Annotated in this window: 13 protein-coding genes, 3 pseudogenes and 1 CRISPR repeat array; of the genes and pseudogenes, 9 read left to right on the top strand and 7 right to left on the bottom strand. The window is 57.3% G+C overall.

Annotated features, from left to right (window positions below; translation table 11 throughout):
* The first annotated feature begins 109 nt into the window (after positions 1-109).
* Together WDJ57_RS11080 and WDJ57_RS11075 are read left to right on the top strand one after the other, a co-directional pair.
* The gene (locus WDJ57_RS11080; RefSeq protein WP_338900883.1) at positions 110-937 is read left to right on the top strand and encodes an IS5 family transposase; all 828 of its coding nucleotides are present in this window, start codon (positions 110-112) and stop codon (positions 935-937) included.
* A gap of 306 nt (positions 938-1,243) precedes the next feature.
* Positions 1,244-2,320: a hypothetical protein gene (locus WDJ57_RS11075; protein ID WP_338900882.1), complete on the top strand. Its 1,077-nt coding sequence runs from the start codon at positions 1,244-1,246 to the stop codon at positions 2,318-2,320.
* Positions 2,321-2,352: 32 nt separating this feature from the next.
* Here WDJ57_RS11075 and WDJ57_RS11070 read toward each other — a convergent pair.
* The 3 genes and pseudogenes from WDJ57_RS11070 to WDJ57_RS11060 form a co-directional block, all read right to left on the bottom strand.
* Positions 2,353-3,075 (bottom strand): annotated as a pseudogene (locus WDJ57_RS11070) (IS5 family transposase); the annotation flags it as partial.
* Between the two features lie 205 nt (positions 3,076-3,280).
* On the bottom strand, positions 3,281-4,510 hold the full coding sequence (locus WDJ57_RS11065) for a methyl-accepting chemotaxis protein (RefSeq protein WP_338900881.1): 1,230 nt from the start codon (positions 4,508-4,510) through the stop codon (positions 3,281-3,283).
* 62 nt (positions 4,511-4,572) lie between these two features.
* Positions 4,573-4,818 (bottom strand): glutaredoxin family protein, encoded by a 246-nt coding sequence (locus WDJ57_RS11060; protein WP_338900880.1) that lies wholly within the window; start codon positions 4,816-4,818, stop codon positions 4,573-4,575.
* Positions 4,819-5,009: 191 nt separating this feature from the next.
* On the opposite strand from WDJ57_RS11060, the pseudogene WDJ57_RS11055 reads away from it, so the two are divergent.
* The 5 genes and pseudogenes from WDJ57_RS11055 to WDJ57_RS11035 form a co-directional block, all read left to right on the top strand.
* Positions 5,010-5,405: pseudogene (locus tag WDJ57_RS11055) on the top strand (AAA family ATPase); the annotation flags it as partial.
* Positions 5,372-5,521 (top strand): annotated as a pseudogene (locus WDJ57_RS11050) (transposase); the annotation flags it as partial. The pseudogenes WDJ57_RS11055 and WDJ57_RS11050, both read left to right, overlap by 34 nt.
* Positions 5,522-5,738: 217 nt before the next feature.
* On the top strand, positions 5,739-6,014 hold the full coding sequence (locus WDJ57_RS11045; RefSeq protein WP_338900879.1) for a hypothetical protein: 276 nt from the start codon (positions 5,739-5,741) through the stop codon (positions 6,012-6,014).
* A 65-nt stretch (positions 6,015-6,079) separates the two neighbouring features.
* A complete protein-coding gene (locus WDJ57_RS11040) occupies positions 6,080-6,652 on the top strand; it encodes a DUF7504 family protein (protein WP_338900878.1) in 573 nt (190 codons plus the stop codon).
* 1,681 nt (positions 6,653-8,333) lie between these two features.
* A complete protein-coding gene (locus WDJ57_RS11035; RefSeq protein WP_338900877.1) occupies positions 8,334-11,057 on the top strand; it encodes an ATP-binding protein in 2,724 nt (907 codons plus the stop codon).
* A gap of 171 nt (positions 11,058-11,228) precedes the next feature.
* Here the strand turns inward: WDJ57_RS11035 and WDJ57_RS11030 are convergent, their stop codons facing one another.
* Positions 11,229-11,516, bottom strand: a complete 288-nt coding sequence (locus tag WDJ57_RS11030; protein WP_338900876.1) for an amphi-Trp domain-containing protein — start codon at positions 11,514-11,516, stop codon at positions 11,229-11,231.
* Between the two features lie 233 nt (positions 11,517-11,749).
* Between WDJ57_RS11030 and WDJ57_RS11025 the strand changes: the two genes are divergently transcribed.
* Positions 11,750-12,742, top strand: coding sequence for a hypothetical protein (locus WDJ57_RS11025; RefSeq protein WP_338900875.1), 993 nt, complete (start codon positions 11,750-11,752; stop codon positions 12,740-12,742).
* Between the two features lie 263 nt (positions 12,743-13,005).
* Positions 13,006-13,278 (top strand): hypothetical protein, encoded by a 273-nt coding sequence (locus WDJ57_RS11020; RefSeq protein ID WP_338900874.1) that lies wholly within the window; start codon positions 13,006-13,008, stop codon positions 13,276-13,278.
* A gap of 87 nt (positions 13,279-13,365) precedes the next feature.
* A CRISPR array of direct repeats spans positions 13,366-17,443; the repeat unit is 36 nt; unit sequence GTTTCAATCTCTCCCGAGCTTTCTCCGGGCTGCAAC.
* 111 nt (positions 17,444-17,554) lie between these two features.
* Here the strand turns inward: WDJ57_RS11020 and cas2 are convergent.
* Genes cas2 through cas4 form a run of 3 tightly spaced genes read right to left on the bottom strand, consistent with a single transcriptional unit; the run spans position 17,555 to position 19,459 of the window.
* Positions 17,555-17,839, bottom strand: coding sequence for a CRISPR-associated endonuclease Cas2 (cas2, locus tag WDJ57_RS11015; RefSeq protein WP_338900873.1), 285 nt, complete (start codon positions 17,837-17,839; stop codon positions 17,555-17,557).
* Positions 17,836-18,876: a CRISPR-associated endonuclease Cas1 gene (gene cas1 / locus WDJ57_RS11010; RefSeq protein WP_338900872.1), complete on the bottom strand. Its 1,041-nt coding sequence runs from the start codon at positions 18,874-18,876 to the stop codon at positions 17,836-17,838. Before cas1 ends, cas2 begins: the two co-directional genes overlap by 4 nt.
* Positions 18,869-19,459, bottom strand: coding sequence for a CRISPR-associated protein Cas4 (gene cas4, locus WDJ57_RS11005; RefSeq protein ID WP_338900871.1), 591 nt, complete (start codon positions 19,457-19,459; stop codon positions 18,869-18,871). Before cas4 ends, cas1 begins: the two co-directional genes overlap by 8 nt.
* Between the last annotated feature and the right edge of the window lie 17 nt (positions 19,460-19,476).

The raw sequence follows: 19,476 nt of genomic DNA, 5'->3' as shown, positions 1-19,476 counted from the left end.
TTCATCTACCAGTCGGGAGCAGCTGCTTTTTTGGCTCTGGTGAATCGCTGGACGGCGTCGGCTTCGACCGTCAGAACTAGTGGAATGAAGCGGGAAACCGCCGATGCCTATGTCGAAGATTTCCCGCTTCACGAGCAAAGCGGTTCAGTTAGCAAAAAACGCTGTCGGTGGTCGAGGCGAAGTCGCCGCCCCCGAAGGGGGTGGCGGCTTCGCCGAGTACGCGGTCGTCTCGCTGCACTGTCTGCGGGTGTACTTGGAGAAATCGTACCGAGAGACGCTCGACCTGCTGAGCGAGATGCCACAAATACTGGCCGAGATCGGCCTCGACGAGGCCGATCTCCCCGATCACTCGACGCTAGTGAAGTGGTTTGACAGGATCAAGACAGCACTCTGGCGAGTGCTGCTCCGACTGTCGTCGGAGCTGCACGACCCGAGCGGTCACGCCGCGATTGACGCGACGTTCTTCGACCGCGAAACCGCCAGCAAGCACTACTGCCGCCGGACGAATTACCGCGTCCAGACGCTGAAAACCACCGCGTTGGTTGACACAGAGATGCAAGCGATTCTCGACGTTCACTGCTCGACCGGAAAACCGCACGACACGCAACTCGGCTGGCAGGTCGCCCGCCGCAACGCGGGCGACCTGACCAGCCTCGCTGCCGACAAGGGCTACGACTGGATGGAATTACGCGAGAAACTCAGGGAAGAGGGCGTAAGACCGCTGATCAGGCATCGGGAGTTCCGGCCCATCGATCACGCGCATAACGCGCGGATCGATGGGCCTCGATACCGCCAGCGATCGATGTGTGAGACCGTCTTCTCGACGATCAAACGCACGCTCGGCGACGCCGTGCGGGCGCGAGCGTGGTTCCGCGAGTTCCGAGAGATCGTCCTGAAATGTGTCGTTCACAACATCAAGCGTGCCGTCACACCGTGAAATCAACCGCTGTATGCCGATTCACCAGAGCCACCTCGCCTAACTTGCCTGTCTTCACTTGGACTAATACTTTTAACAGACACGTTCGTACGGGATTTTGAAGAGAACATGCGCAGACGACAGTTACTATGTCTTACTGGCGCGGGTATCGCAGCTGGAATCGCAGGATGTTCACAATCTAACCCAAGTGATGATGGAGGTGGGGATGGCGATGTCCCTACCGACACACCTGACCGAACGCCAACATCGACGCCCACCGCGACACCAGACCCAGGCCCTCAACCTCCGAACGAAGTAACGTATGTCGTGGCTCAAGATGGTAGTGGCGACTACGACTCCCTCGAAAAAGCACTCCAGGTGACGCAGAGCGGCGACGTGCTACGCTTGAAACCCGGGCAGTACGAGTGGAGCCCTGAAATCAAGGTAAGCGGCACCACCCACGACTCGTTCAAACAACAACTCACCTTCCTTGGAGATGACCCGAAGAACACGCAACTCACTATCAACGCGGAGAAGGTGAAGAACAGCACAATCGAAGCCCAAAATAAACCGCCAGTCTTCCATAACCTCCGTCTGAACTTCCCATCGGGCGTTACGTTCAACATAGGTTCAGACGGCGCGATTCACCGGTGTCGGACGACTGGAGGAACGGTCGGCGGGGAGTTCTACGCCTACGACACGACATTCGATGGAGCGGTGTCTATTGGCGAAGGCGGCGGAGAATTCGAGAAGTGCGAGGTGAACGGGTACTTCAGATTCGGTGATGATTTTTGGGCGGAACAGACCGTGTTCAACACAACCGTCCGGTGCGGCCAGACCGGTGACGGGAAGGGCACGTTCAGAAACTGTGAATTGAACAACGGCGTCGTCCCAGCTGAGGAGGACTACAACGAGACCAGACCAGTCCTTGAAAATTGCGTTGTGAAACCCATGAGCAACGGGTTTGCATTCGAGCTTGAACGCCCGGGGAGCGAGGATAACCGCGTGTTGGTCATGTATCCCAAGGCGTTCGGCTGCGAGATCGAAGGCCGCATCCGTAATAGTGGCGGGAAATGGGTCGGGAACAAGTTCACCACCGGTGGAGCGTCGTTCGACTACTTCTTCCGCGACCCCGACGACATTGGCGGATACGATGACGGGTCGATGGGTATATGGGGGAACATCTTCGACGGCGCGGACGTGAAATTCGGTGATGGTGACGTGAACATGTACAGCGGCAAAAAGAAAATCGGGAATTACTACTCCGAATGGGATGGCGGCGAAGACAAGGACGGCGACGATATTTCCGAGCTCCCTCGCCCGATCCCCGGGGACGGGGATGTCGTAGACCAACACCCGTTGATGAAGCCAGACCGGTCGGCGTACGATATCCCGTTAAACTGATCCCTCTCCTACTGTCCTTAGTGGGGAACGAATCACTCCTTTCGGCTCTGGTGAATCGCCATACTACGGTTGATTTCAGGTGTGATGGCTCGCTTGATGTTGGGAACCACACATTTCAGGACGATCTCTCGGAACTCGCAGAACCACGCTCGCGCACGCACGGCGTCGCCGAGCGTGCGCTTGATTGCCGAGAAGACGGTCTCACACATCGATCGCTGGCGGTGGCGAGGCCCATCGACCCGCACATTGGGCGCGTGGTCGATGGGCCGAAAGATGCGATGCTTTATCAGCGGCCACACGCCCTCTTCTCTGAGGTTCTCGCGGAATTCCATCCAGTCGTAGCCTTTGTCGGCAGCGAGGCTGGTCAGGTCGCCCACGTTACGGCGGACGACCTGCCAGCCGAGTTGCGTGTCGTGCGGTTTCCCGGTCGAGCAGTGAACGTCGAGAATCGCTTGCGTTTCCGTATCGACAAGCGCGGTGATTTTGAGCATCTGAACGCGGTAATTCATCCGGTGACAGTAGTGCGTGCTGGCGGTTTCGCGGTCGAAGAACGTCGCGTCGATCGCGGCGTGCCCGCTCGGGTCGTGCAGCTGCGCCGACAGGCGCAGCAGCACTCGTCAGAGTGCTGTCTTGATCCTGTCAAACCACTTCACTAGCGTCGAGTGATCGGGGAGATTGTCCTCGTCAAGGCCGATCTCGGCCAGTATTTGCGGCATCTCGCTCAGCAGATCGAGCGTCTCTCGGTACGTTTTGACGGTCGAAACCGACGCCATCCAGCGATTCACCAGAGCCGCTTTTTTATATTGACATCCTCCCGCGCAGTGGGATGAACACGAGTAGACACCCGCCGCTTTCGGGGAACACTCGTGGTCGCCTGACCAACCCAGCGTCAGCGAACCCGCACGTTCACAGCCGGGGTAATCGACTGACTGGATTACCCACGAAGGAAGTCAACGAGGGTCAGCCACTGGTATCAGCGGCCACCGAGGTCTCGAGCGTCTCAAGCAACGAGCGATTACTGTCGTTAATTTCGGTTACTTCCCCAAGTATCATACCGGCCTTGCGATTGGCCTCGTCGGCCATCATCGCAAGTTCCTCAGTACTCTCAGCTTGCTGGTCAGTCGCCGTGGCCACCTGATCCATGCTCGCGGAGAGTCGGGCGGTGATATCCTCGATGGACTCGAAAGTCTCGACGGCGCGGTCGGTCTCCACTCGCCCGACCTCGGCCTCCTCGTAGACGTCTTCGATGTCGTCGGTCACGCGGGTGGTGGCCTCGTCGATAGTCGCAACCAGCTCCCGGATGCGGGCAGCCTCGGCTTGACTATCTTCTGCGAGTGACTTCACCTCGTCGGCGACCACGGCGAAGCCCTCGCCACCGTCCACCCGGGCAGCTTCGATGGAGGCGTTCAGCGCCAGCATGTTCGTCTGGTCGGCGATGTTGTCGATTGTTTCGACGAACTCCTCGATGTCGGCGACGTGTTCGGCGAGGACCTCAACCGCCTCGTTAACCCGGGTCGCACGGGTATGGATGGCATCGATTCGCTCGCTGAGTTCGCGCGCTCGTTGGCATCCTTCCTCGGCGAGGGCCGCCGCGTCGTCGCTCTGTGCGTTGACCTCGTCCGTCGAGGCAGCTATCTCCTCGACAGCGGCGCTGACGTCCCCCACTTCCCGGCTCAATTCGTCCATGTTACCGGACTGTTGGTCCGCCAGGGAAGCGATCTCGGCAGACCGGTCGGCCACCTGTTCGGTCTGGGAGTAGACCGAGTCGGCCGTCCGCGAGGGAATCTTGTCTGAACCATCTCTCATCCTGACGAACGCAGCGGTGATTCGAGCGATGTCCTGGCCGGTGGCTGTCTGTACTCTCTCCTGGGATACCGGCCCTTCTCGGTCAGCTGCCTCGAGTACCCGCCCCTGGAGGTCGGTCAGGAACGTCGCGAGCGTTCCTTCGTCAAGTCCACAGTCCCGACACGTTTGGGCGAAGTCGGTGACTGTCTCGTCGGTCCCAGTTGGGAGTACCGACGTAACGTACTTGAGGGCGATATCCCGGAGTTCCGTCTTGGAAACCTGGCTGTCTTCGAGTAGTTCCGACGTAATCGCTGGGGCAATGAGAGCACCTGTCTGTCCCTCGTCGTCAGGCAGGAGCCTCCCAAGGTCAGTTCTATCGGGGCCACCGTGACTCGTTGCACTCATGTCGGATTGGTGGGTTTCATCATTGCTGTCATGTATCTGGAAATAATGGGCGTCAAAAGATGTTACTCGTGGTGTCGTTCGAGGTGAATGACGATGTCCTCGCTGTCGGCTAGCCATCCACCGTCGAGGCGGGGATCGAACAGTACGGGAACACCCCGTTGCTTAGTGCGTTCGTATAACTCTTCGCGGTCAGTGTGCTTGTCCGGGACCACAATCTCGTCGTAGGTGAGTCCGAGTTCGTCAAGTTTGTTGCGAACCTTTCTCGAATACGGACAGTCTCGCCTGTCGTACAACTCCAGTTTCGCCATCGTATTTTCCGTTCACATCTGGGTCTAATAATGTCCCTGCGAGCGTGCAAGTCGGTTGCACAGGCCTGGAAGCCTCGTTAGTAGCGAAGGGTCGCGGTTCGGAGTCTGAAGTGGTCGTTGTACCGACGGTGGCAGTAACTGTGCTAGATGTGTGATGTTGCATTATTATCGCCTATTTTTCATTACTTTCCCAGATCTTCGACATCCTCACCTACGATATCGGGGATGCAATCCGGTCGTTCGCAGTCACCGGCGGGACTCCGATGTACCTCACTTTGTTCGACTACTCTGAATCCCTCGCAGCGAACGTACAGAAGGAGGTTCTATCGCCAACGGCATTCCTGTACACCGAATCCGAATTCCTGCTTCGGACAGAATTGCGCAACCCGGCGCGGTACATGAGCATTTTCGAAGCGCCTGCGACGGTTGCGACTCATCAACCGCGAGGTACCCGTGACCGCCTCGGCGAAGCAGTGCAGTCCAAATGCTCTCGCTCTCACGTCGCCGACGAGTTCCTGCGCTTTTGGTATCGTTTCGTTGAACCGAACCGCTCCAGCACCGAAGACGCACCCGGCGTGGTCTTCAACTTGCCCTGAAGTCTGGAACAGTGACGCCGAGGGGCGGATTTACCGCCCACCCGGACGGGTTCGAGGCTGAGTTCACGGACCAGCCCCACCCTCCACGAGCGAACCCGTCAGGGTGAGCGAAGTAGGGTCGGGTAGTTGACAGAGTAGCTTTGTAGATGGGCTTGCCGCCGACCTCGGAGACGAGTGGACGCTGTTCAGTCTCACAAAGCTGGACCGTCTCCTCTCCACGCAAGTATAGCGCATCGACAGTCTCCCATTCATTCCACTAGTTCTAACGGTCGAATCCAACGCTGCCAAGCGATTCACCGGGGCCCTATTTTGTGAATAAGAATAATGGACCGGATCTCTGCCCTCCGGAACATCAAGGAGTCGCTGGCTTCCTTCGAGGACGGCGAGCAGACGCTGCCGGAACTCGAACGGGAGGTGCGGGACATCCTGCGGACCTACGCGACGGCGTTCGCCGAGAGCGACGCCTACCGGGTCAGCGGGGAGGACGCTGCCGACGGACTGGTCGTCGTCGCCGACTCTAGGCAGGCGGCCCGCAAGCGCGTCCGGGAACTCGTCGGGGACCCGGCCGCGTTCACCGTCGAGCGAATCGAGGCCCCCTGACGCCATCGGAGGAACGCAAAGCGGTTTAAACGACAAGTTCGTTAGTCGAGACGAATAGCCGGAGTATGACAGCTATCACCGAACAACTCGACGGGGCGCGCAACGTCCTGCTGGCGGGGCCGTCGATGGGCGGGAGCCGCGAAGTCTGCCAGTCGCTGCTGGCCGAGCAGGTCGCGGCACCGAGCGTCCTCTTCGTCTCCTACACGCAGCGGCCAGCGGCGTGCGTCGACCGCTGGGAACGGACTGGCGAAACGGCCCGCAACCTGGGCGTCATCACCGTCGGCGACGGCACCGCCGACCTGGACCGTGAGGACGTGGTCACGGCGAACGTCTCGACGCCGAGCGACCTGACGGGACTCGGTATCGAACTCTCCCAGTTCCTCTCGGAGTGGGAAGCCCCGGTCGTCGTCTGTTTCGACTCGCTGACCTCGATGCTCCAGTACGTCTCCTTCGAGACGGCCTACGAGTTCCTCCACGCCGTCACCGGACAGGTCCAGGCTGCCGATGCCCTGGCACACTTCCACATCGACCCGAGCGCCCACGACGAGACTGCGGTCGCCGGCATCACGTCGCTCGTCGACGCCCGGGTCACCGTCGGCGAGGAGACGACCGTCCGAACCCGGGACATAATTGAGTAGTCCAGCAAAGCAACCAAAGTGACCTCCTCTCCATTCGTTGGGACGGCACTTTTGCCTCAATTCCGGTAAAACCAGACGCTACTCGGTGATCGCCCCGCTCGGCGGAAATCCGATTGCCGGATTCCACATCCTTCAGGGTGTGGAGGTGGTCAAAATCGAGGCTTGATATCAGATACATTTTACTTTCCGAGAGGTGGTATCTAGATACTCTTCTATTACTAATGATACGGGTTGAAATGCCAGACACACCATCGGAAATTATCGATGTCATCTGCGCCAACTCTTCCAATTTCGCCAGCGTATCGTCGACGCCACGCTGATAGTGGCCTCGGAGCACTTAACAGAAAGACAACACTATTTTGCGACCGCTCTCAGTCTTCTTGTGTTGGCAGACTATTCATTCGAGTGAGCGAATCCAGCTATTGCCGCACTGGTGGTGATCGCCGTGGGTGCTAAACGAACGCGGGATGAGCCTGATGCTTCTACAGCACAGTCAGTCGAGACAGATTCATCCTCGTTACCTGTCCCAGTCTCTCTTCCAGACGAACAGCACGTCCAGGCGCGCTATCTCCCTGCAGAGCCAGTCGTACCGCGGCCGTATATCGAAATTCGCCCCTCAGAAACCATGGTTGATTCGGATGCAGTTCTTCGGGCTATGGATCTTCTCCATACTCTGTTACAATCCCATACGCAGACAGGGCTGAAACATTCCCTCTTTGGTTCCACGCAAGTTCCACTCGTTGAATGGCTCCTCGTTTCTGATGGGCGGTCTGATCCCCGGATTCGCTATCTCGTTGGGACAGCTCATACTGACCTGACCGAGGATCTCCTGGGCATTCTTCGAACCTGTTTTCCAAATAGCTACGAGTTTCGCGTCATCGAGTGGCACCCACGCAATGTCGAGGAGTTTCTCCCACTCGTCGATACAACAGCGGGCGCAAAACCACTGACACTCCCAACAGGCGAAGCAATCGATACGACACTCGAACCCTACGTTGCTGGCGTTGAGTATGCTGGGCACACAGCATACAAGCAAGACTGGCAAACCCCGTTTGCTGCCTACGGTGAGCCAACCCGAGAAACCACTTCTCGCTCACACCGTCACACGGATCGGACGCCATCCTCCCACCGTGCAGAATCACACCGGAATTCACTGAGTGTTCTACTTGAAACCATTCGAGATGCAGCGGTGCCTGTCATTTATCAGGCAGTCTGTCATGCACATCGTGATTGGGAGAGCCAAGCCAATTCCTATGTTCAGGATCTGGAGACGGGCACCGTTTCGACTCGAGCCCGCATTCTCGAGTTTCTCTCACCACGCTCACAAGAAGAGCGTGCAGCGCACACCCCCTCACTTTCAGATCGAGAACGAATCGAGCTGATTTCCCACCGCGATCCTCGTCGAACATTTCGGGTTTCCGCTCGTGCTGTAGCACTCACGCGCCAAGACTCTGGGCGTGCAGATACTGTTGCGCGACGACTTGCCAATGCACTCGGCGGAATCAGTGGCCCGTTTCATGAGGTTCGTGGCCATGTCAGGACGGACGGGATGATTCGACCGTCCCGTGATACACCACCTGGTTCTGACATCTATTGTCACCTTATCGATCGCGCTGTGTATAGCGATAGCTATGAATCCGTTTCGACTCGCCTTCCATGGAAACGCCCGCAGAGCCGAGGCATGGTCGTTGCCCCGGCGGAGTTACCCGGCTTTTGTCTTATCGATGGTGCTGCACTCACGCCGAATGGCCAACGCGCACTGGCAACACGGCCGGGTGAACAGACCGCATTGCAACTTCCACCACCGGATCAACTCATCCGCTATACCCCACCTGGGATGGCGCTGTGTATGCCGCTGACGCACGACAGACAGCCCTATGGCCAGCCATTGTATCTGCGGCCCAGCCAGCAAGATCGCCATCTCGTCGTGGTCGGAGATACTGGTTCAGGCAAGTCCGTCCTGATGGAAACCGGGGTCTTGACGAATGTTTCAGCAACGGACGGGCCTGAGATACTCTTCGACTACAAAGGCGGCGGAACGGCATCTGAGTACCTGCAGATGCATTTTGCAACTTACGGCTCGCTTGAAAACGTCTATTACTTCGATTTATCCCGAGTATTGCCTGCGTTTTCGGCCTTCGATATCTCGCCACTGCTCGAGGCCGGGATTCCACGCGAAGAAGCTCGCTCGCGCAAAGCCGGACACTATGCAGAGATCTTGCAGGGCTTGATGGGTGCAGAGAAATATGGCGAGGCAGCCGAATCAGTCAAAGCCATCCGGAACCACCTCCGCGCACTCTATGATCCAGTTCACGGCGAAGATGCAGTTTCCCATGCAGACCTCTATGCAGCACTGCAGCGCACCCAACGTGGCGAGGGAATGCCTCCGACCTCTGATGAAAAACTGGCTGCCTATTTCACTGGGCTTGCCGAGCGCGACCGCGATGTTTTCAATATGATTCTCGGCGGCGCTGTTGGTCGCGTCGAGACAATTGCGACCGATGGCCGACTTGCGCCGCTGTTCGATCATCTTCCGGGAGACAGAGCGAATGAGGCCGCTGGAGATGAGGCTGAGACCGACAGTGATGCAACGGCCGCTTCGTCGTCTCCAGCCTTCGATTTCACCGAGATTATCAATGAAGATGCAGTCGTCATCTTCGACTTTGCCGGCATGGAAGGCAAGATTAAACGCGCCCTCACGCTCGTTATTCTCTCGAATCTCTGGACGGCGCTCAAAGCACGCGACCGAGAGCGCGGTGAGACTCATACCGAGGATCTCCCACAGGTCAATCTCTACCTCGAAGAGGCACGCGATATCGGTGCGACGAAACTACTCGATACACTGCTTTCTGAGGGGCGAAGCTTCGGCCTCTCCATAGCCCTTGGCCTGCAGTTTCTCGAACAACTCGATTCGTCACGCGCTGATACGAAGACGTATCAAGAGGCGCTCAATGAGACCGCAACCTTCCTCGTTGGAAACGTCACTGCTGATACCGACCTTTCGCGAGTGCTTGCAACCGATGCCCTCTCTAGCGATGATATCGAGACACGAATGGCGACGATGGGTCGCGGGGAGTGGCTCGTCCGACCTGGCACTGACTTTGGCGAAGAGGCTGTTCGCCCGTTCCTTGCCCGCTCGCTTGCCGCCCCTCCTGGCCACCCGGTGAGTGAACATCCGCTTTCACCGAGTGAGAAGGCAACGTTCGAACAGGAATTTGCACGCCTCGAGCGTGAGACTGCGCTGCGTGCTGGTCTAGCTCACGAGCGGGACGTAATCGCCAGCGATGATGATGATGATGATGATGGTGAGGATGAGCCAGAGCAGACGGAAGCTGTGGAAACGGAACTCACAGGCGAGACACCCCATCCCGACCTTCGCGTCGATACATTGCTGACGCACACCCGTCGGATGCCTGAGTGCGTCTCCTATGACGATCAGTTAGATGCACTCCACTGTGAGACGTGCTCGAATCGCTACGATTCAGATATTGCGGGCATGCTTCGGGCAATCAAGTGCTGTCACTCACTCGATGACGTTGACCGCGATGACATCCCTGTCTGTGATTTCAATCTGAAACTCTCACATAACGAGATTCTCGCATCTGACTGGTCGCTGCAGCAGTTGTTGTTCCTCCAGGCGGTGTATAACGCACAACAACGCCGCTATGACCCTCACGAGTATAATCTGCAGTCGGATTCGATGGTTCGACTCCATGAATACGTCGGGATCGAACAAGAGGCCGTTGACGAATTGCTTGCGGCCAACCTCCTCCATCGCGATACAGACCACCCACATCGCATGTATTCAGTGGTGGCCGATGGCCGGTCGGCTATTGTTGAATCTTATCGACAGGGGCTTGATTTCGGCCATGGCGCTGGCGACCTCAACGAATCCACAGAACACGTCTTCGGTGTCGACATTGGTGTTCGACTCGTCGAAGAACACTATCAAGCCGATCCGGACTCGGCCGTCGAGACTGTCCGCCCCTATCACGATCTCGGCGAGGGCGAACTCCCGGCTGCAGCATTCATGAGCGATAGCGACGATGCCGAGACAGCCAGTAATCGGTATGAACAACGCAGACTCGACGTTGCCGGCCTTGATGCTGATGGCAATGTGATCGTGGCTGTCGAAGTCGAACGAGTCAATCATGATGTCGGCCGTGCCGTCCCCGAGGATTACGATAAGATGGCGATTTGTGAGCCCGAGGAAGCTATCTGGCTCGTCATGTCCCGAAGTGATGGCCACAAGATCTTAGAGACATTGAACGATCCGATTGACGGTGAGCCACGCGTCGAGAAAACCTACAGTCCGAATACGCCGCTACAGCACTTTCGGATCGATACGCCTGGGATGACCGCACTCTACCCCGTCGGATATGTCCGTGATTCGCTGTTGGAGTGAGTCAGTGTAATGACGACGATTACTGCTTTGCCTCAATTCTTGATTCGTTGCTGCTTGGCTTGATCGTAAAGCCGCAGGGTTGCTACCATGAGTGTGTCATAGAAATATCCTCACGAGGTTTGTTTCATCGATTGCTGATTGAATCAACCCCTCAGTAAGCGTGCGGAGTGACTATTCGATTTCGAGCTGGCCACTTTCGCTGCTCTCCCCACTAGCGTTCTCGTCCCATTCGAGTTCGAACTCGACACTTAATTCAGACATATTGCCAGCGGGGCCTTCGCGCTCGGCTTTGACCTCGAAGGTCGGTCGTGCAGGGGGATTCAGTGTTACAGACTCGGAGCCTGCTGTCAGGCTGATAGCGTTCCCACCCTCAAGATTGTCCGCGACTTTCCGGAGGTACGATGCAATCTCTTCTCGACTCTGGTTACTCTCTGATTTGAACAGGACTTCTTCAGGCATACTGAACGATACGCTGCCTTCACCGATAAGTGAACTCCCCCTTGATTGGCCACTCACGGATGATCGGTACGGGATTGGGAACGGTTCTATGACACGCTAATCATCGCAAAAACACAGCTTCAAGCATGCTGGTTGTAGACGAGAAGCGATGACTTCACCGGCTGGCCTTGGCCTGGCTCCTTTGAAAGAGACTGTTTGCACTCTCACTGCTGCGCTCGAAGGTGGGCGTTGAGATGACCAGCGAGTCCATCTCCGAGCAGCTCACGCTTCCAAGCGATGTATCCCTTCATGCAGACACGGGAGTTCTTGACCCGCGCGCCGATCCTGCATTTGCTGGTGTCTCACTCACGGATCGAATTGTTTCTATCAACGATAGTAACAATGTAGTTGTCTTTGTCCCTTGGCTCAACTTCCCGAGTATCGAAACCGGAGTGCGCCAGTTCATCGATATCTCGCAGTTTAAACGTAAGCAGACAGTTGCTGAGATCGAAAGCTGTCTCAATACGGCTCACTCAATGCTTGAGCCATCCCCACGGGGGTCTTCTTGGTATGGCGTTCTCCATGGTCGGGTGCAACTGAGTTCGAATACGCCAAGTCGATTTATTACCGATCTCCGAGAGATTGAGGCCCGTGCGAGAGAATTTGAACAGAAAGTCTCGGGATTTCGGGCGTCAGTACCTGGTCAACCCGAGAGTGAGTGTCTTGGCTCTATTCTCTGGCCAACGAAATATGGCTGGTTCTATCTGAATGCGCTCCGGCCGAGGGCAGACTCGAGGTTTTTTGTTCGCTTTGGCTTGCTCCGCATCGGGACACTCCTTGATCCAACGCCAGTGAGTGCGTTCTTTGAGCAGACGACTGAGGAACCCCCGATGTCACAAGATCCATGGCCATTCCGACAGCTAATCCTCTCGTCGAATCGGTCGGGTCCAGTGGTGAACAGTGAGTCTGTCGGTGACGCCATTATGCTCCCAATCGGTCCAGATTTTTCTCCCCGACTACGCTACGGTGATAATCCACTCTTGGGCGTCAGCCCGACACATCTTGGCAACCTTTCAGAATCGGCGGCGCGGTCGCTCTATCGACCACTACAGTTGTTCAGTGGTGTTGTTTATGATCGAAATGGTCAGCCCGACTCTGCAGACCATGTTGAGCGGCTTGTCGTGCTTGATCCGCCAAGTCGCCGGACACTGTATGTGACTGCCTCGCTGAAGCAGGTTGGATTTTGAGCTGTCTTTGATGCTGTCAGTACCGCTTTGTATCTCACACGTTATTCATATCACAGGTTGCAAAGACGGGGTTGCGCGTCGACAGAAAGCAATTGCCGAAATTGCACACATCTTGATGGAGTGGCGTGTGCAATTTCTCTCGCGACGAGCGTGGCGACCAAGTGGCCATCGTCAGGATCACGCCGACTTCCGACCCTATTTATAACTGAGCGGCCAGTTCGTCGGTCGAAAAAACTAGGAACCTAGGGGGTGTGTGCAAAAATATGCGGCTCAGGATGAACGACGAGCGGGAGCGTCGCCTCGAAGCGCTCCTCGAGGCCAGCGGCGAGAATACGAAAAGCAAGGCCATCGACAGTGCTGCGAAGTATTACGTGCGGATGTCCGGGGGCACCCAGGCAGTCCCGACCGGGAAGATGACAGAACTGATGCAGCTCGCCGAACAACAGGGCAGCGTCACGCCAGCCGAGATCGCAGACGTCCTCGACACTCAGGAACTCCCGGTCACCTGGCAGAGCAGCTGGTCAGTGGGTGACTGATATCAAGTCCGAGAGTTTCAATCCCGATCTTGGTTTTCTCCTCGCCGCGACGGAAGCGTCGATCGTCGGCATCCCCGCCGACCCACGGTTTCAATCTCTCCCGAGCTTTCTCCGGGCTGCAACGTGCCCCTTGGACTCGTGGGTCACCATCTGCGGCTGGCTGTTTCAATCTCTCCCGAGCTTTCTCCGGGCTGCAACCGGACCACGTCAGCGGCACGGTCCCGGAGGCGTCCTTGTTTCAATCTCTCCCGAGCTTTCTCCGGGCTGCAACGGTCGTGTGCCGCGTTCCCGCTGAAACCGACGCTGGTGTTTCAATCTCTCCCGAGCTTTCTCCGGGCTGCAACCTCGCCGACCTCTAACAGCGCGTCGGGGACAACGCCTGTTTCAATCTCTCCCGAGCTTTCTCCGGGCTGCAACGGGCCAAATGAGGATACCCTTGTCCTCTCACGTACTGAGTTTCAATCTCTCCCGAGCTTTCTCCGGGCTGCAACCCGGAGACCGAGGCCTCGTCGGTCCCGTCTCCGTCGTTTCAATCTCTCCCGAGCTTTCTCCGGGCTGCAACCCGGCCGTCGCCGAGTCGGTATCCCGAGATATCGACGTGTTTCAATCTCTCCCGAGCTTTCTCCGGGCTGCAACGGCATATTGCTATTGCAACCCCTGCAATATGAATGCGTTTCAATCTCTCCCGAGCTTTCTCCGGGCTGCAACGTATCTCATCCCTGGCGATTTTCACCCACGCTTTCATGTTTCAATCTCTCCCGAGCTTTCTCCGGGCTGCAACGCCGCGAACCGATCCTCTCAGTACGCATCCAGGGCGCGGTTTCAATCTCTCCCGAGCTTTCTCCGGGCTGCAACGGCGTTCAGTCTGCACTGTTCCCCAAGCGGTCAAATTCGATGTTTCAATCTCTCCCGAGCTTTCTCCGGGCTGCAACGGTGACTCGACGGCGTTCGACCCGCCCGTCGACGTTTCAATCTCTCCCGAGCTTTCTCCGGGCTGCAACCCATCAGTCATCCTCCCCTCCGATTTCGATGCGGTTGTTTCAATCTCTCCCGAGCTTTCTCCGGGCTGCAACGGCTCCTCCGAGTGGATAAAGGTCGAGGACAACACGTTTCAATCTCTCCCGAGCTTTCTCCGGGCTGCAACGCGGCTGACGCAGTCGTACTACGATTCGGGGTCCGGGCCGGTCCAGGTTTCAATCTCTCCCGAGCTTTCTCCGGGCTGCAACGGGCAACTCCCTGGGCGTGGCCTTCACCGACGCCAACGAGTTTCAATCTCTCCCGAGCTTTCTCCGGGCTGCAACGAGGCCAGCCGGTCGCGCGACGCGGAACTGCTGCGGCAGTTTCAATCTCTCCCGAGCTTTCTCCGGGCTGCAACGCAACACTGTTTCTGTATGGCCCACCCTCTACGGCTTGGTTTCAATCTCTCCCGAGCTTTCTCCGGGCTGCAACATCATTTCCTCAATCGCAACTGCACCAACACCAGTGTTTCAATCTCTCCCGAGCTTTCTCCGGGCTGCAACAACTGCCCCGTTGTCGAATTGGTTGCCCGTTGCCGTGTTTCAATCTCTCCCGAGCTTTCTCCGGGCTGCAACACCACATGACCATCTACCGCGACCCGCTGGGGAGCAAGTTTCAATCTCTCCCGAGCTTTCTCCGGGCTGCAACGGTGGCGACTCTTATTTCACGAGTTCGGGCACTGACAACCTGTTTCAATCTCTCCCGAGCTTTCTCCGGGCTGCAACAGCGGTTGTGCTGTATCATCACCGCTGGCGTGGACGCGGTTTCAATCTCTCCCGAGCTTTCTCCGGGCTGCAACACATCCACAATCCTGAAGACTCGATTGCAGTTAGCGAGTTTCAATCTCTCCCGAGCTTTCTCCGGGCTGCAACCCTCCTCGCAACTTTTCATGTGGAGCGGGAGGTTTCTGTTTCAATCTCTCCCGAGCTTTCTCCGGGCTGCAACCTCCCGGCGTTTTTGATCTGGTCGTCGCGACCCAGCGTGTTTCAATCTCTCCCGAGCTTTCTCCGGGCTGCAACGACCCCGACTTCCGGGCCCAGGTCGTCGGTGGTAATCACGATGTTTCAATCTCTCCCGAGCTTTCTCCGGGCTGCAACTGGTCGCACTGGTCGGCTCGGCGCTCCCGTTTTCGATGTTTCAATCTCTCCCGAGCTTTCTCCGGGCTGCAACCTCACGACGACGAGGGCGATGGCAGCCATGACGAGGTTTCAATCTCTCCCGAGCTTTCTCCGGGCTGCAACCAACCATGCCAGCAATCGAAAACAGCCAACTCAAGCGGGTTTCAATCTCTCCCGAGCTTTCTCCGGGCTGCAACACGACACAGGCCCGCGAGTCAATCGACCCCGGCCAGGTTTCAATCTCTCCCGAGCTTTCTCCGGGCTGCAACAAACACGTCCACTTCTCGGGCGGAGCAATTGAAGGGGTTTCAATCTCTCCCGAGCTTTCTCCGGGCTGCAACATGAGCGCCGATGCCCAGCCCGCCGACCGGCCCTCGTTTCAATCTCTCCCGAGCTTTCTCCGGGCTGCAACCCACGCCGACCACGGCGGGGCAACGGCGGCGGCTTTGTTTCAATCTCTCCCGAGCTTTCTCCGGGCTGCAACGCCTGCGATGACGCCCAGTAGTGCGACGGGCATCAGGCGTGTTTCAATCTCTCCCGAGCTTTCTCCGGGCTGCAACGTTTCGAGCAATCGAGTTAGATACTTACCATTAGTGTTTCAATCTCTCCCGAGCTTTCTCCGGGCTGCAACGATGCGATAGGTCGTCTGTGGCTGTAGACTCTCGTTGTTTCAATCTCTCCCGAGCTTTCTCCGGGCTGCAACCTTCGAAGGTTGCCTCTCCGTGCTCGCGGTTGATGTGGTTTCAATCTCTCCCGAGCTTTCTCCGGGCTGCAACATAGCAGCGCGTGGCTCGCGGCCGATGCCCTGCGCGGAGTTTCAATCTCTCCCGAGCTTTCTCCGGGCTGCAACGGCCGACGCACAGGTCCCTGGCGTGGACGTCGACGCAGTTTCAATCTCTCCCGAGCTTTCTCCGGGCTGCAACGACCCAGTTCGTCTCGGCCTCGTCGCCGGTCAGCGTGTTTCAATCTCTCCCGAGCTTTCTCCGGGCTGCAACCGTACCTGTATGTGGACGCGAACAGTATCGGCCCGCGCAAGGTTTCAATCTCTCCCGAGCTTTCTCCGGGCTGCAACCCGGCCTGGCAGGTCCGCGAGTGGCTGGAGATACTGGCGGTTTCAATCTCTCCCGAGCTTTCTCCGGGCTGCAACAGAGTACGTTATCGGCGCTGCCCCACCGCAACAGAACGACGTTTCAATCTCTCCCGAGCTTTCTCCGGGCTGCAACGCACTACTGGGGATGTTCTCCCGATATTTGCGGTCATGTTTCAATCTCTCCCGAGCTTTCTCCGGGCTGCAACGAGCCAGTAACGCGACCGCTTTTTGTCCCCGTCACGTTTCAATCTCTCCCGAGCTTTCTCCGGGCTGCAACCCAACTACTGCGAGCGCTGCGAGTCCCAGGAGCCCCACGTTTCAATCTCTCCCGAGCTTTCTCCGGGCTGCAACCCGACGACAACGCGGTCGCCGGCCTCGCACTGTTTGTTTCAATCTCTCCCGAGCTTTCTCCGGGCTGCAACGTTTGGGTCTGTTATCATAACCGGCGACGGGGCCGGGTCGTTTCAATCTCTCCCGAGCTTTCTCCGGGCTGCAACACGAAATTCAGGTCGAGCAGTTGGGCCCAGACGGTGAGTTTCAATCTCTCCCGAGCTTTCTCCGGGCTGCAACAGCCAGCAGCAAGCGCTGCAGGCCATCCTCGAAAGCGAGTTTCAATCTCTCCCGAGCTTTCTCCGGGCTGCAACACGGCGACCGTTGGGGCCACCACGACAGCGGGGCAGGCCGGGTTTCAATCTCTCCCGAGCTTTCTCCGGGCTGCAACGCCGCGGGAGCGGGCTTGAGCGCGGACTCAGGAACCGGTGTTTCAATCTCTCCCGAGCTTTCTCCGGGCTGCAACATGCCAGCTGGTGGCTCGACCTCCTGGACGTCGAGGTTTCAATCTCTCCCGAGCTTTCTCCGGGCTGCAACGCGCGGATGTGACATCGTTCGCAACGACATTGACGACGTTTCAATCTCTCCCGAGCTTTCTCCGGGCTGCAACCCTGGTGCCATGTAGTATGAACGGGACAATAAGCGCTTCTCCGTTGTTTGTTTTGGCCACCACTCTCGGCGAGTGAGGCTGTCGGAGAAATATAAAACCCTTCACGAATCATCATACAATATTTGCTGGTTCATCATCCATCTCACGGTCGGGTATCACCACGTCGTTTTTCACCGGACCAACAGAGTAAATACAGATCTCTGCCTGTCCGTCTCCCTCTGATACGAGGTCACGCGCGTCCTTGACGAACTCAGCCTTCTCCGTCTCTGTAAATCGGACTTCGAAGAGACTGAACTGCCGATGGGCTCCGTAGCGACGGCAAAGCGAGCGTATCCGAGAGCGGAGATCGTCGTCGCTTGCGTCGTATGCGACGACGAATCTGCGTGACTCGCTCATCGGCTCGTCTCGTACGGTGGGTACTCAGGGATGTCGCCTATGATTCGCTTCCTGAGTAGGTTTGCCTGCACCCGGATCGTTTCTCGACGGGTGAGTGTTCGATCCACGATGTCGTGAGTCAGTTCCTCTGCCAGGTACTGGTCGAACTGCGAGAGATACGTGTCAAATGCACCGTCGCGGAGTTCGTTCTCGACCGTGAAGTCGTCGTGCGTGAGCGTTTCAGTGTTGATGAGACGAGCCACGAACGGGTCGGCAAATCCGCGGCGAAATTCTTCCATCAGATCCAGTGCCAGCGCCGGACGTCCATGTCGCATGTCGTGGAAAATGCCGACGAAGGGGTCGAGATTGACCTGTCGAAGTGCTGCCTCCGCCTCCCGTTCGAGCATAGTGTAAGTCAACGATAAGAGGCTATTGACATGGTCCTCCGGTGGTCGTCGAGACCGCCCGTCCATCGTCCAGCCGTCAGCTAGTGTGTCCTCGTAGTGGCGGAAAAAGGACTTCGCCGCCGCTCCTTCTATTCCCCTGATTTCGTTGAGTGTCTCCGCCGCTTGCAAGCGAGTGAGAGCCGTCGCAAGGCCGTCATCTTCGGGGACTTCCACGCCCTTACGACCAAGATACCGGCGGGCGTTCGTGACCTTCCCGGCGACGATGCGGAGGGCCACGTCATGAGTATCTGACTCTGACAGGTGGTGTTGCTGTTCATGGAGTAACGCGACAGATGTCTCTCCCGGCACGAACCGTCCTCGAAACCGTCCGTTCGTCGTAAAGTAGTTGATTGCCGTCTGCGTTCGACTCGCCATTGCAATCACCGCAGAGGTGAGGTCAACACCTCGACCGAAGATATTGACAGTCTCTATTTTTTCCACAGGGAACTTCTCGAGGATGTTCGGTGATGGTTCTCCCTCCCCCGTATCACTTAGGTCCCGAATCTCGTACTGATTATCGTTGACGCCGAGTTGTGTTCCCTGCGTCGTGATGTACAGAACTGTCTCCTCAAGTGGCGGGCGTGGGTCTGGACCGCGACGAGCATCACTCATGTGAATCTCCCCCTGTCTGTGGAGCGGAGCTAAGGTCATCCGAGACAGTTTCGACAGTACGTGGAAGACAGCGGTGCTGAACGGAACACGGCTCGCATTTCCGCGGATTGTCTACCACCTCAGGCGGATTATCCGGTTCAAGCGCCTGGATCTCCGCGATGGTTTCACGGACCGCACACCGATGGTCGTCTGTGATTGTGATTTCGTGGCGCTCGTCTGTCTCGTATAAATAGATGTATCCACTCTCGATAGTGATCACCTCTGGCACGGCGTGTTCCAGCAACAGGCAGTAGCCGGCCAACTGTACTTCATCGTTCCAGTAGTAACGACCGCTGGAGCCACGTTTTCGCTCAACAGGGGTGGGGTGGTCCTCATCCTCAGACTGTTCGAGCAGGTCGACAGCACCGTGCAGACAGAGGTCAGGGGCTGCAAAGTGCTGCTCCCGAAATTGTGTGCTCGTGCGTGATTGACTATCGTGATTGGTACGCCCGTCAACGAGCACGGCTGACCTATCTTCCGGGTTGAAGAACTCGTAGTACCACCATCGGCGAGGACAGTACAGATATTGATTCAGCGCACTCACCGGAATCAATCCTGAGG

It is taken from the genome of Salinibaculum sp. SYNS191, assembly GCF_037338445.1.
Taxonomy (GTDB): Archaea; Halobacteriota; Halobacteria; order Halobacteriales; family Haloarculaceae; genus Salinibaculum; species Salinibaculum marinum.
This window is presented reverse-complemented; position numbering and strand designations above follow the sequence as displayed.

Coding starts and splice junctions, on each gene's coding strand:
- WDJ57_RS11040 (WP_338900878.1), top strand. CDS start 6,080: ATGACAGCTATCACCGAACAACTCGACGGGGCGCGCAACGTCCTGCTG.
- WDJ57_RS11065 (WP_338900881.1), bottom strand. CDS start 4,510: ATGAGTGCAACGAGTCACGGTGGCCCCGATAGAACTGACCTTGGGAGG.
- WDJ57_RS11060 (WP_338900880.1), bottom strand. CDS start 4,818: ATGGCGAAACTGGAGTTGTACGACAGGCGAGACTGTCCGTATTCGAGA.
- WDJ57_RS11030 (WP_338900876.1), bottom strand. CDS start 11,516: ATGCCTGAAGAAGTCCTGTTCAAATCAGAGAGTAACCAGAGTCGAGAA.
- WDJ57_RS11020 (WP_338900874.1), top strand. CDS start 13,006: ATGCGGCTCAGGATGAACGACGAGCGGGAGCGTCGCCTCGAAGCGCTC.
- cas1 (WP_338900872.1), bottom strand. CDS start 18,876: ATGAGTGATGCTCGTCGCGGTCCAGACCCACGCCCGCCACTTGAGGAG.
- WDJ57_RS11035 (WP_338900877.1), top strand. CDS start 8,334: ATGGTCGTTGCCCCGGCGGAGTTACCCGGCTTTTGTCTTATCGATGGT.
- WDJ57_RS11045 (WP_338900879.1), top strand. CDS start 5,739: ATGGACCGGATCTCTGCCCTCCGGAACATCAAGGAGTCGCTGGCTTCC.
- cas2 (WP_338900873.1), bottom strand. CDS start 17,839: ATGAGCGAGTCACGCAGATTCGTCGTCGCATACGACGCAAGCGACGAC.
- WDJ57_RS11025 (WP_338900875.1), top strand. CDS start 11,750: ATGACCAGCGAGTCCATCTCCGAGCAGCTCACGCTTCCAAGCGATGTA.
- WDJ57_RS11080 (WP_338900883.1), top strand. CDS start 110: ATGTCGAAGATTTCCCGCTTCACGAGCAAAGCGGTTCAGTTAGCAAAA.